This is a genomic window from Streptomyces sp. NBC_01669 (genome assembly GCF_026339735.1).
In the GTDB taxonomy this organism is placed as follows: domain Bacteria; phylum Actinomycetota; class Actinomycetes; order Streptomycetales; family Streptomycetaceae; genus Streptomyces; species Streptomyces yanii.
Genome location: NZ_JAPEQG010000001.1, coordinates 6,982,303 through 6,994,403 on the forward strand (window position 1 = coordinate 6,982,303; position 12,101 = coordinate 6,994,403).

Below are 12,101 nucleotides of genomic sequence, written 5' to 3' on the forward strand. Positions count from 1 at the left end.
CGGGGTGTGTCCGGCCGTGTGCATGAACGGTGAAGCTATCGCTGATCTTCCTGCACATCAATGAATTGACGTCATTCAGTTCGAACGGTGCCGCCGATGGGCGAAGCAGAGAAGTGGCAACTCGCGGTGAACCGCTTCGCCGCGCTCCACGTGCCGTTGTCAGGGGAGTCGCACCACCAAGCCCCCGACATCGAGGTTCTGTTGTGAAATCCACCGCCCCCACCACCGCACCCGCGTCGCGAGGAGAATCCGTGGCTACCGATGCATCGCCGCCCAAAGCCGGCCCGGACACCGGACCTGCCCAGCCCACGACAGAACGGTTCGTCGAGGTCCAGGAGAGCGCGGAGTTCGCCGAACTGCGCCGCGCTCACCGCTCGTTCGCCTTCCCGCTGACCATCGCGTTCGTGCTCTGGTACCTGCTCTACGTGCTGCTGTCGAACTACGCCGGCGGCTTCATGGGCACCAAGGTGTACAGCAACATCAACGTGGCCTTCGTGTTCGGTCTCGCCCAGTTCGTCACCACCTTCCTCATCGCCTGGTTCTACGCGCGGCACGCCGCGGCGAAGCTCGACCCCAAGGCCGAGGCCATCAAGTCCCGTATGGAGGCCGACGCATGAGCGCCGCGTACCACTCGCACCCCGTGATCCAGCTCGCCGCCTCGTCCACCGCCGAGCACCGGCCACTGATCATCACGCTCTTCGCGGTCTTCGTCGCCGCGACCCTGGGCATCACCGTCTGGGCAGGCCGGCAGACCAGGAGCGCCTCCGACTTCTACGCGGGCGGCCGCCAGTTCACCGCCTTCCAGAACGGGCTCGCGGTCTCCGGCGACTACATGTCCGCCGCCTCGTTCCTCGGTATCGCCGGTGCCATCGCCCTCTTCGGCTACGACGGCTTCCTCTACTCGATCGGCTTCCTCGTCGCCTGGCTGGTCGCCCTGCTGCTGGTCGCGGAACCGCTGCGCAACTCCGGCCGCTACACGATGGGCGACGTGCTCGCCTACCGGATGCGGCAGCGTCCGGTCCGTACCGCCGCGGGCGTCTCCACCATCGTCGTCTCGATCTTCTACCTGCTGGCGCAGATGGCGGGCGCGGGCGTGCTCGTCTCGCTGCTCCTCGGCATCACCAGCGACGCCGGAAAGATCCTCATCGTCGCGCTGGTCGGCGTCCTGATGATCGTGTACGTCACCATCGGCGGCATGAAGGGCACCACCTGGGTGCAGATGGTCAAGGCCGTCCTGCTCATCGCCGGTGCCCTCCTGATGACCTTCCTGGTGCTCCTCAAGTTCGACTTCAACATCTCCGACCTGCTGGGCACGGCCGCCGAGAAGAGCGGTCACGGAGCGGCGTTCCTGGAGCCCGGCCTCAAGTACGGCGCCACCAGCACCTCGAAGCTGGACTTCCTCTCCCTCGGCATCGCCCTGGTCCTCGGCACCGCCGGACTCCCGCACATCCTGATCCGCTTCTACACCGTCCCGACCGCCAAGGCCGCCCGTAAGTCGGTGAACTGGGCCATCGGCATCATCGGCGCCTTCTACCTGATGACGATCGCGCTCGGATTCGGCGCCGCGGCCCTGATCGGCCCGGACGAGATCAAGGCGAAGAACCCGGCCGGTAACGCGGCCGCGCCGCAGCTCGCCGAGTACCTCGGCGGAGTCGGCTCCACCGGCGGCGCCGTGCTGCTCGCCGTGATCTCGGCCGTCGCCTTCGCCACGATCCTCGCCGTCGTCGCGGGCCTCACCCTCGCCTCCTCGTCCTCCTTCGCCCACGACATCTACGCCAATGTCATCCGCAAGGGGAAGGCCACCGAGAAGGAGGAGATGCGGGCCGCCCGCTGGGCCACCGTCCTCATCGGCGCCGTGGCGATCATCCTCGGCGCCTTCGCCCGCGACATGAACGTCGCCGGCCTGGTGGCGCTCGCCTTCGCGGTCGCCGCCTCCGCCAACCTCCCGACCCTCCTCTACAGCCTCTTCTGGAAGCGGTTCACCACCCAGGGCGCCCTCTGGTCGATCTACGGCGGTCTGGCCAGCTCGGTGATCCTGGTGCTGTTCTCGCCGGTCGTCTCCGGCAACGCGAAGACATCGATGTTCAAGGGCGTCGACTTCGCCTGGTTCCCGCTGGAGAACCCCGGCCTGATCTCCATCCCGCTGGGCTTCCTGCTCGGCTGGCTCGGCTCGCTCCTCTCGAAGGAGGAGCCGGACAAGGGCAAGTACGCCGAGCTGGAGGTCAAGTCCCTCACCGGCGTCGGCGCCCACTGACGAGAGGGAATCAATCGAAAAGTTCGAGCCGCGCACCACGCCGTCCCGCGGCCGCGTCGTAGAGTCCTACGACGCGGCCGCGTCGCACTTCGTGGCAATCGGGCCACCTGCGTGTCGCAGGTCTCGCGTAGTCTCAAGGGAGTCAGATCCGCAACCGGGGATCCACCGGGGGAGGGGGCACCATGCTCATCGACACCTACGATCGGGTCGCCACCGACCTGCGTGTCTCGCTGACCGACCGCTGCAACCTCCGATGCACCTACTGCATGCCCGAAGAGGGACTGCAATGGCTGGCCAAGCCGGACCTGCTGAGCGACGACGAGATCGTCCGGCTCGTCCGCATCGCCGTCACCCAGCTGGGGATCACGGAAGTCCGCTTCACCGGCGGCGAGCCGCTGCTGCGTCCCGGTCTCGTCTCCATCGTCGAGCAGTGCGCGGCGCTGACGCCCCGCCCGAAGATGTCGCTGACCACCAATGGCATCGGGCTGAAGCGCACAGCGGCCGCCCTCAGGTCCGCCGGACTGGACAGGGTCAATGTCTCCCTGGACACCCTGCGCCCCGACGTCTTCAAGACCCTCACCCGACGCGACCGCCACCACGACGTGCTGGCAGGCCTCGAAGCCGCCCACGACGCAGGTCTCACCCCGGTCAAGGTCAACGCCGTGCTGATGCCAGGGCTCAACGAGGACGAGGCCCCCGACCTGCTCGCCTGGGCCGTGGAGCACGGATACGAGCTCCGTTTCATCGAGCAGATGCCGCTCGATGCCCAGCACGGCTGGAAGCGCGACGGCATGATCACGGCAGGCGACATCCTCGCCTCGCTGCGCACCCGCTTCGCCCTCACCGCCGAGGGCGAGGACGAGCGCGGCTCCGCCCCCGCCGAGCGCTGGCTCGTCGACGGCGGACCCCACCGGGTCGGCGTCATCGCCTCCGTCACCCGCCCGTTCTGCCGGGCCTGCGACCGCACCCGGCTCACCGCCGACGGCCAGGTGCGGACCTGCCTGTTCGCCCGCGAGGAGACCGATCTGCGCGGCGCGCTGCGGTCCGAGGCCCCGGACGAGGAGATCGCCCGGCTCTGGCGTCTCGCGATGTGGGGGAAAAAGGCCGGATCGGGTCTGGACGATCCGTCGTTCCTGCAGCCCGACCGTCCGATGTCGGCGATCGGCGGCTAGGTGTACTTGGTCCTCAGTGCCCCTCTGCCGAGGACTCCCACTCCGCCAGCGTCACGACATCCTTGAGGAAACCTCGAACCCCCAGGAACGAGGAGAGATGCTCCCGGTGCTCGTCGCAGGCCAGCCAGGTCTTACGGCGCTCGGGGGTGTGCAGCTTCGGATTGTTCCAGGCCAGCACCCATACGGCGGCCGTACGGCAGCCCTTGGCGGAACAGATCGGCGCGGTGGCAGCGCTCTCGGCGGCATGTTCGGGGGAGTTCACGGGCTCAACCCTAGGGCCCTGCGAGAGCCGGAGAAAAAACGACGCCGAGCAGCCACGGGGGGAGCTGCCCGGCGTCGGTCTGTCGCTCCGACGGGGGATGCGGAGCGCGTAGGCAGTATGTCACGCGGACCGGGGTGCGGTGCACCTGAACTGCATGATTGATCTGAGCTTTTCTTGAGGCTTCGGCATGCCGTGCGCTCAACTGTGCTCATGCGGTTCCGACCCACCGCCGGCCCGGTCGGCCGCCGGTTCGGGTTCCGAGGGATCGGCCACCGGGGCGGCGTCGAGCATCGGCCGCGCGGGCGGCGGAACGAAGGTCGAGGGCAGCGAAGGGGGTGTTTCCCGGCCCGCGTTGGCGATGACGACGGCGACGTACGGAAGCAGGGCACCCAGGGCGAGCGCCACGATGGCCACAGGCCTCTCGATGTTCCACAGCACTGCGGCCAGGATCACCGAGACCGTCCGTACGGACATCGAGATCACATAGCGGCGCTGCCTGCCGCGCACATCGTCCGCGAGGCTCTGCCGCGCTCCCGTGATCCGGAAGACCTCCGCCCCGCTCCGCTTCCGCATCACGTTCCACCACCCTTCCCCGGGCTCTCCGCGAGCCGCTCCCACGGTACGCCCGGCATCCGACGGGTTCGAGACCGGGGCACGCCGTATCCATGCATAACCGCACCCTCGTGGCACGGACGGACCTGTCCGACATGCGGAGTGCCGCCGATGGGCCGAGACTGGGCGCACATGCGCGACAGCGCGCCGCATGAGGAGGCGACATGGGCTGGTTGTGGGCAATCATCGTGGGTCTGGTCCTCGGTCTGATCGCCAAAGCGATCCTGCCGGGCAAGCAGAACATCCCACTCTGGCTGACGACCATTTTCGGCATGATCGGCAGCGTCCTCGGCAATGCCGTCGCGACCTGGATCGGCGTCAACGAGACCAAGGGCATCGACTGGACGCGCCACCTGCTGCAGCTGATCGGCGCCGTGGTCGTCGTCGGTGTCGGCGACATGCTCTGGACGTCGATGCGCGGCACCAGACAGAAGGCCTGACCGGCACGCGCACAGCACAGTGCGGCCGGGCACGCGCATGTCGCGTGCCCGGCCGCACTGTGCGTCCGTGTCCGGTCAGCCGGCGATGACCTCGATGGCCGCGAGGTTCTTCTTGCCGCGGCGCAGCACCAGCCAGCGTCCGTGCAGCAGTTCCTCACGGGCCGGTGCGGCCTCGCCGTCCGCGACCTTGACGTTGTTCACGTAGGCCCCGCCCTCCTTGACCGTACGGCGGGCCCCCGACTTGCTCGGCGCCAGGCCGACCTCCACCAGCAGGTCGACCAGCGGGCCGAGCTCGGTGACCTGCGCGTGCGGCACCTCGGAGAGCGCGGCGCTCAGCGTCGCCTCGTCCAGCTCGCCCAGCTCGCCCTGGCCGAACAGCGCCTTCGACGCCGCGACGACCGCCGCGCACTGTTCGGCGCCGTGCACCAGCGTCGTCAGCTCCTCCGCCAGCGCGCGCTGCGCCGTCCGGGCCTGCGGGCGCTCCTGGGTGAGCTGCTCCAGCTCCTCCAGCTCGGTACGGCTCTTGAAGCTGAGGATCCGCATGTACTGCGAGATGTCCCGGTCGTCCACGTTCAGCCAGAACTGGTAGAACGCGTACGGTGTCGTCATCTCCGGGTCCAGCCAGACGGCCCCGCTCTCGGACTTGCCGAACTTGGTCCCGTCCGCCTTCACCATCAGCGGGGTGGCCAGCGCGTGCACCTCGGCGCCCGGCTCCAGGCGGTGGATCAGGTCGATGCCCGCGGTGAGGTTGCCCCACTGGTCGCTGCCGCCCTGCTGCAGCGTGCAGCCGTGCCGTCGGTACAGCTCCAGGAAGTCCATGCCCTGCAGCAGCTGGTAGCTGAACTCCGTGTAGCTGATGCCCTCCTGGGACTCCAGCCGACGGGCGACCGAGTCCTTGGTGAGCATCTTGTTGACTCGGAAGTGCTTGCCGATGTCCCGCAGGAACTCGATCGCGGACATGCCCGCGGTCCAGTCCAGGTTGTTCACCATGACCGCGGCGTTCGCACCCTCGAAGGAGAGGAACGGCTCGATCTGGGACCGCAGCCGCGTCACCCAGTTCGCGATCGTCTCCGGATCGTTCAGCGTGCGCTCCGCCGTCGGCCGGGGGTCACCGATCTGGCCGGTGGCCCCGCCCACCAGGGCGAGCGGCCGGTGCCCGGCCTGCTGCAGCCGGCGCACGGTGAGCACCTGCACCAGGTGGCCGACGTGCAGGCTCGCCGCGGTGGGGTCGAAGCCGCAATAGAACGTGACGGGACCGTCCGCGAGCGCCTTACGCAATGCGTCCTCGTCAGTGGACTGGGCGAACAGCCCGCGCCACTTCAGCTCGTCGACGATGTCCGTCACGGTCGTTTCTCTCCTTGCACGGTTCCGATTGATGCCGCGGTCAGTCTATGGCGGTCATACGCCGAGGCTGACCGAGCTCATGTTGAAGTCCGGGATCCGCAGCGCCGGCATCGCGGCCCGGGTGAACCAGTCGCCCCACTCGCGCGGCAGCGTCTTCTCGGTGCGGCCGGCCTCGGACGCCCGGGAGAGCAGGTCGACGGGCGACTCGTTGAACCGGAAGTTGTTCACCTCTCCGACCACCTCACCGTCCTCGACGAGATACACCCCGTCGCGGGTCAGCCCGGTCAGCAGCAGCGTCGCCGGGTCGACCTCCCGGATGTACCAGAGGCAGGTCAGCAGCAGGGCGCGGCCGGTCGTCGCCGCGACCATCTCGTCGAGGGAGCGCTCACCACCGCCGTCGAGCACCAGGTTGTCGATTGCGGGGGCGACCGGCAGCCCGGTCAGCTCCGCCGTGTGCCGGGTGGTGGTCAGACGGTCCAGCCGGCCGTCCCGGATCCAGTCGGTCCTCGACAGCGGCAGACCGTTGTCGAAGACCGAGCCGCTGTCACCGGACGCATGGGCGATCACGAACGGCGCCGACTCGAGCCCCGGCGCGTTCGGGTCGCTGCGCAGCGTGAGCGGCAGCTCGGACAGTGTCTCGCCGAGCCGGGTGCCGCCACCCGGCTTCGAGAAGACCGTCCGGCCCTCGGCGGCGTCCCGGGCCGTCGACGACCACAGCTGATAGATCAGCAGATCGGCCACGGCGGTGGGCGGCAGCAGCGTCTCGTACCGCCCGGCGGGCAGCTCGATACGGCGCTCCGCCCAGCCGAGCCGCTGCGCCAGCTCCGCGTCCAGCTCGGCCGGGTCGACATCCTTGAAGTCCCGGGTGGCACGGCCCGCCCACGCGGAACGCGACCGGTCGGGCGACTTGGCGTTCAGCTCCAGCGTGCCGTTCGGCTGGTCGTGACGCAGCCGCAGCCCCGTCGACGTGCCCAGATATGTCGAGGTCAGCTGGTGGTGCGCGAAGCCGTACAGCTCACGGCCGCCGGCCCGGGCGCGGGCGAAGGCGTCACCGAGCGCCGGGGCGAACTCCGCGAAGACGTCGGAACCCGTCTCGGCCGGCGCGTCCGTGAAATCGGGCGACGACGGCACGCCGGTGATCAGCGGCTGCGCGTCCTCGGCCGGACCTGCGCCACGCGCGGCGGCCTCGGCGGCCCGCACCAGCGGCTCCAGGTCCTCGGCGGTGACGGCGGACCGTGACACGACTCCGGACGCGGCGCCCTCGGCGCCGTCGACGGTCGCGATGACGGTCAGGGTCCGCCCCCGGGTCACCCCGTTCGTGGTGAGCGCGTTGGCCGCCCAGCGCAGATTGGCGGAGGACTCCTCGTCGGCGATGACGACACAGCCGTCGGCGGTGGACAGTTCGAGCGCGCGCTCGACGATCTCGTACGGCTTGCTGATGCGGCTCATCGGCCCGCCTCCTGCGTCGTGTTGAGGATGTTCACGCCTCGGAAGAGGGCGGAGGGGCAGCCGTGCGAGACGGCCGCGACCTGGCCCGGCTGGGCCTTGCCGCAGTTGAAGGCGCCGCCCAGGACGTATGTCTGCGGGCCGCCGACCTTCTCCATCGAGCCCCAGAAGTCCGTCGTCGTCGCCTGGTACGCGACGTCGCGCAGCTGTCCGGCCAGCTTGCCGTTCTCGATGCGGAAGAACCGTTGCGCGGTGAACTGAAAATTGTAGCGCTGCATGTCGATCGACCAGGACCGGTCGCCGACCACATAGATGCCGCGTTCCACCCCGCCGATCAGATCCTCGGTGGACAGGCCGCCCGGGTCCGGCTGCAGCGACACGTTCGCCATCCGCTGCACGGGCACATGGCTCGGCGAGTCCGCGTACGCGCAGCCGTTGGACCGGCCGAGACCCGTCAGCTTCGCGATCCGCCGGTCCAGCTGGTAGCCGACCAGCGTCCCGTCCTTGATCAGGTCCCAGGACTGGCCCTCGACACCCTCGTCGTCGTACCCGATGGTCGCGAGTCCGTGCTCGGCGGTCCGGTCGCCCGTCACATTCATCACCGGGGAGCCGTACGCCAGCTTGCCCAGCTGGTCGAAGGTGGCGAACGACGTCCCGGCGTACGCCGCCTCGTACCCCAGCGCCCGGTCCAGTTCGGTGGCATGGCCGATCGACTCATGGATCGTCAGCCAGAGATTCGACGGATCGACCACCAGGTCGTACGTCCCCGCCTCGACGCTCGGAGCCCGCATCTTCTCGGCGAGCAGCCCCGGGATCCGCTCCAGCTCCGCGTCCCAGTCCCAGCCGGTTCCGGTGAGGTACTCCCAGCCGCGCCCCACCGGAGGGGCAATGGTCCGCATCGAGTCGAACTCACCCGTCGTGCCGTCCACGGCGACCGCGGTGAACTGCGGGTGCAGCCGGACCCGCTGCTGGGTGGTGACGGTGCCCGCCGTGTCCGCGTAGAACTTGTTCTCGTGGACGGTCATCAGCGAGGCGTCCACATGTGCGACGCCCTCGGCGCCCAGGAGCCGGCTGCTCCACTCGGCGAGCAGCCCCGCCTTCTCCTCGTCCGGTACGGAGAACGGGTCGATCTCGTACGCCGAGACCCAGGTCCGCTCACCGTGCACCGGCTCGTCCGCCAGCTCCACGCGCTCGTCCGAGCCCGCCGCCGCGATCACCTTCGCCGAGAGCTTCGCCATGGCGACCGCCTGGGACGCCACCTTCGCCGCCGCGTCCATGGTCAGATCCACCCCGGACGCGAACCCCCACGCCGCGCCGTGCACCACCCGCACCGCGTACCCGAGGTCGGTGGTGTCCGAGGTCCCCGAGGGCCGGGCGTCCCGCAGCCGCCAGGACGCGCTGCGCACCCGCTCGAAACGGAAGTCCGCATGCGTGGCGCCCAGCGCGCGGGCCCGGGCGAGCGCCGCGTCGGCGAGGGCCCGTAGCGGCAGGGCCAGGAATGACTGATCTACCTCATGGGGCACGTCGGCTTTCCCCTCTCGACCTGTGCGAAGTGTCTCCGCAGTGAATCATGCGGCGTGGGCCCGCCAAGGGCCCCCGATTTTCCGGTATTTTTCCGCGACGGTTCCGACGCCGCCCGCTGCCGCACTGTAGGAACCCCACAGCGCCTCGTGGGAGCCACTGTCAGGGGCCGAGTCCTTGGAAAGCGCACGTTACCGATAGATTTTCGAGGTACCAGACCGCTATCGAAAGGGTGATCCGTTGAGCCGCTCGGTTCTCGTCACCGGAGGAAACCGGGGCATCGGCCTCGCCATCGCCCGCGCTTTCGCCGACAACGGCGACAAGGTCGCGATCACGTACCGCTCGGGCGAGCCGCCCCAGATCCTCACCGAAGCCGGGGTCCTGGCCGTCCGGTGCGACATCACCGACGCCGAGCAGGTGGAGCAGGCATACAAGGAGATCGAGGAGAAGCACGGTCCGGTCGAGGTGCTGGTCGCCAATGCCGGTATCACCAAGGACCAGTTGCTGATGCGGATGTCCGAGGAGGACTTCACGTCCGTGCTCGACACCAACCTCACCGGCACCTTCCGGGTCGTCAAGCGTGCCAACCGCGGCATGCTGCGTGCCAAGAAGGGCCGCGTCGTCCTCATCTCCTCCGTCGTCGGCCTTCTCGGCTCGGCGGGGCAGGCCAACTACGCCGCGTCCAAGGCCGGCCTGGTCGGGTTCGCCCGGTCGCTGGCGCGTGAGCTCGGCTCGCGGAACATCACTTTCAACGTCGTCGCGCCCGGTTTTGTCGACACCGACATGACCCAGGCGCTCACCGAGGAGCAGCGCAAGGGCATCGTCGCCCAGGTGCCGCTGGCCCGCTACGCGCAGCCCGAGGAGATCGCCGCCGCGGTGCGCTTCCTCGCCTCCGACGACGCGTCGTACATCACTGGAGCCGTCATCCCCGTTGACGGCGGATTGGGCATGGGTCACTGACCACCATGATCGGAATTCTCGACGGCAAGCGCATTCTCATCACGGGTGTGCTGATGGAGTCGTCCATCGCCTTCCACACCGCCAAGGTGGCCCAGGAGCAGGGTGCCGAAGTCATCCTGACCGCCTTCCCCCGGCCCACGCTGACGGAGCGCATCGCCAAGAAGCTGCCCAAGCCCGCCAAGGTCATCGAGCTGGACGTGACCAACACCGAGCACCTGGACCGGCTCGAAGGCCTGGTCCGTGAGGAGCTCGGTTCGCTGGACGGCGTCGTCCACTCCATCGGCTTCGCGCCGCAGGACGCGCTCGGCGGCAACTTCCTGAACACCCCGTTCGAGTCGGTCTCGACCGCGATGCACGTGTCGGCGTTCTCGCTGAAGTCGCTCGCCATGGCCTGCAAGCCGCTGATGAGCGAGGGCGGCTCGATCGTCGGCCTCACCTTCGACGCACAGTTCGCCTGGCCGCAGTACGACTGGATGGGCCCGGCCAAGGCCGCGCTGGAGGCCACCTCCCGCTACCTCGCCCGCGACCTGGGCAAGGACGACATCCGCTGCAACCTGATCTCCGCCGGGCCGATCGGCTCGATGGCGGCCAAGTCCATCCCGGGCTTCTCGGAGCTCGCGGACGTGTGGAACACCCGCTCCCCGCTGTCCTGGAACATGGCCGACCCGGAGCCGGCCGGCCGCGGTGTCGTCGCCCTGCTCTCGGACTTCTTCCCGAAGACCACGGGTGAGATCATCCACGTCGACGGTGGCGTGCACATGATGGGTGCCTGACCTCGTACGACCCGGAACGATCCGGCCGCGTACCACCTCCGAGCGGGTGGTGCGCGGCCGTCGTGCGTCTTTGCCCGGTCCTCCCCCGCTCAAGTCGAAAAGACGGTCGATCCACCGCAGAATGTGGTGGAACCGGACTTTTGGTCAGGCTGCGGAGGTGATCGCTGTGCGCCCCACACGTCGCCGAACCCGGGCCCTGCTGGCGGCCTCGGCCGTCGCCGTCGCGCTTGCCGCCCCCATCGGCATATCCGTCGTGGGGCGAATAGGCGCCGGAGCGTCCGCACCCGCCGGCCCCACGCCTGACCCCTCCGGCGCCGAATGCCGTACGACGGTCCAGGGCTCCCAGGTGGTCTCCTACTGCCACAACCCGTATCCCTCCATCGACCGGGTACAGCTGCACACCGAATGCGGCCGCTGGTGGGACATCGACGCGGACGGCATACCCGTCGACGTCGCGCCCGGACAGACGGTGCGGCTCGACGACCGCTGCTGGAAGGAAGTCGCCTCCGCCTGGGTCACCCACCGGCGGATATAGATCCACCCCTCCGGGTCAGCCTCGTTCCACCAGACAGCTCAGCGCGTGGCTCGCCGCCTCGGCGGCCGCGGTCTCCGCGTCACCTGCCCGGATCGCCTCGACCAGTCGCCCGTGGTCCATATGGTTCTCCGGCCGCAGTTCGTGCCCGACATCGACCCGCAGATAGTCGCGCAGCAGGTCCCCCAGATCGGCATAGAGGCCCGTCAGTACGTCATTGTGCGAGGCGGCGACCACGGCCAGATGCAGCGTCGCATCCGCTGCCACGAACGCCTCAGCATCCCCCGCGGCCCAGGTCTCCTCGCGGCGCGTCATGAGAGCGTCCAGCTGCTTCAGATCCCGCTCGGTGCGCCGGACGGCCGCCAGCCGGGCCGCCGACGACTCCAGTGTCGAGCGCAGCTCGGCGACATGGCGCGGGTCGGCGGAAGCGAAACGGCGGTGCATCACCCCGGCCAGTTCGCTGGTGGCGACGACATACGTGCCCGACCCCTGACGGATGTCCAGCAGACCGTTGTGAGCGAGCGCGCGCACCGCCTCGCGGACGGTGTTGCGGGCCACCCCCAGCTGCTCGACCAGCTCGGGTTCGGTCGGAATCCGCGAGCCGACGGGCCACTCGCCCGAGGTGATCTGATTCCTCAGCTGGGCAATCACCTGGTCGGCGAGTGCCGAACGTCGCGGAGACGTCAGCGCCATGATGCTCCTTGCTCGGTTCCTGGGGGTCTGCGGATTCTCGGGTCTGCGGGTTTCCCGAAGGTTTCCGAAGCTTCTCAGACGATTGGACAATC

13 protein-coding genes are annotated in these 12,101 nt (G+C 69.0%); 7 read left to right on the plus strand and 6 right to left on the minus strand.

Translation table 11 applies throughout. The features are described from left to right. The first annotated feature begins 251 nt into the window (after nt 1-251). The 3 genes from OG972_RS31295 (at nt 252) to moaA (ending at nt 3,426) form a co-directional block, all read left to right on the plus strand. Nucleotides 252-617, plus strand: coding sequence for a DUF485 domain-containing protein (locus OG972_RS31295; RefSeq protein WP_266987177.1), 366 nt, complete (start codon nt 252-254; stop codon nt 615-617). Further along, nucleotides 614-2,254 (plus strand): cation acetate symporter, encoded by a 1,641-nt coding sequence (locus OG972_RS31300; RefSeq protein WP_266987179.1) that lies wholly within the window; start codon nt 614-616, stop codon nt 2,252-2,254. The genes OG972_RS31295 and OG972_RS31300 overlap by 4 nt, the downstream gene beginning before the upstream one ends. 182 nt (nt 2,255-2,436) lie before the next feature. Beyond that, the gene (moaA, locus tag OG972_RS31305) at nt 2,437-3,426 is read left to right on the plus strand and encodes a GTP 3',8-cyclase MoaA (RefSeq protein WP_266987181.1); all 990 of its coding nucleotides are present in this window, start codon (nt 2,437-2,439) and stop codon (nt 3,424-3,426) included. Between the two features lie 13 nt (nt 3,427-3,439). Here moaA and OG972_RS31310 read toward each other — a convergent pair whose 3' ends face one another. Together OG972_RS31310 and OG972_RS31315 are read right to left on the minus strand one after the other, a co-directional pair. Further along, entirely contained in the window at nt 3,440-3,688 is a 249-nt protein-coding gene (locus tag OG972_RS31310; RefSeq protein WP_266987183.1) for a hypothetical protein, read from the minus strand. A gap of 198 nt (nt 3,689-3,886) precedes the next feature. After that, nucleotides 3,887-4,261 (minus strand): DUF3099 domain-containing protein, encoded by a 375-nt coding sequence (locus tag OG972_RS31315; protein WP_266987185.1) that lies wholly within the window; start codon nt 4,259-4,261, stop codon nt 3,887-3,889. A 203-nt stretch (nt 4,262-4,464) separates the two neighbouring features. On the opposite strand from OG972_RS31315, the gene OG972_RS31320 reads away from it, so the two are divergent. Continuing rightward, nucleotides 4,465-4,740 carry a GlsB/YeaQ/YmgE family stress response membrane protein gene (locus OG972_RS31320; RefSeq protein ID WP_266987187.1) on the plus strand — a complete coding sequence of 92 codons (276 nt, stop codon included), beginning with the start codon at nt 4,465-4,467 and terminating at the stop codon, nt 4,738-4,740. 75 nt (nt 4,741-4,815) lie between these two features. Here OG972_RS31320 and tyrS read toward each other — a convergent pair whose 3' ends face one another. Genes tyrS through OG972_RS31335 form a run of 3 tightly spaced genes read right to left on the minus strand, consistent with a single transcriptional unit; the run spans nt 4,816 to nt 9,053 of the window. Next, nucleotides 4,816-6,084: a tyrosine--tRNA ligase gene (gene tyrS, locus OG972_RS31325; protein WP_266987189.1), complete on the minus strand. Its 1,269-nt coding sequence runs from the start codon at nt 6,082-6,084 to the stop codon at nt 4,816-4,818. Nucleotides 6,085-6,138: 54 nt separating this feature from the next. Next, nucleotides 6,139-7,533: a metallopeptidase TldD-related protein gene (locus tag OG972_RS31330; protein WP_266987191.1), complete on the minus strand. Its 1,395-nt coding sequence runs from the start codon at nt 7,531-7,533 to the stop codon at nt 6,139-6,141. Then, nucleotides 7,530-9,053: a TldD/PmbA family protein gene (locus tag OG972_RS31335; RefSeq protein ID WP_266987193.1), complete on the minus strand. Its 1,524-nt coding sequence runs from the start codon at nt 9,051-9,053 to the stop codon at nt 7,530-7,532. The genes OG972_RS31330 and OG972_RS31335 overlap by 4 nt, the downstream gene beginning before the upstream one ends. Nucleotides 9,054-9,291: 238 nt before the next feature. Here OG972_RS31335 and fabG point away from each other — a divergent pair, with 238 nt between their 5' ends. The 3 genes from fabG to OG972_RS31350 all read left to right on the plus strand — a co-directional run bounded on the left by fabG (nt 9,292) and on the right by OG972_RS31350 (nt 11,319). Continuing rightward, nucleotides 9,292-10,011, plus strand: a complete 720-nt coding sequence (fabG, locus tag OG972_RS31340) for a 3-oxoacyl-[acyl-carrier-protein] reductase (RefSeq protein WP_266987195.1) — start codon at nt 9,292-9,294, stop codon at nt 10,009-10,011. Nucleotides 10,012-10,016: 5 nt separating this feature from the next. Continuing rightward, nucleotides 10,017-10,784, plus strand: coding sequence for an enoyl-ACP reductase FabI (fabI, locus tag OG972_RS31345; RefSeq protein WP_266987197.1), 768 nt, complete (start codon nt 10,017-10,019; stop codon nt 10,782-10,784). 166 nt (nt 10,785-10,950) lie between these two features. Beyond that, nucleotides 10,951-11,319, plus strand: a complete 369-nt coding sequence (locus tag OG972_RS31350) for a hypothetical protein (RefSeq protein ID WP_266987199.1) — start codon at nt 10,951-10,953, stop codon at nt 11,317-11,319. A 15-nt stretch (nt 11,320-11,334) separates the two neighbouring features. Here the strand turns inward: OG972_RS31350 and OG972_RS31355 are convergent, their stop codons facing one another. After that, the gene (locus OG972_RS31355) at nt 11,335-12,009 is read right to left on the minus strand and encodes a FadR/GntR family transcriptional regulator (protein WP_266987201.1); all 675 of its coding nucleotides are present in this window, start codon (nt 12,007-12,009) and stop codon (nt 11,335-11,337) included. Between the last annotated feature and the right edge of the window lie 92 nt (nt 12,010-12,101).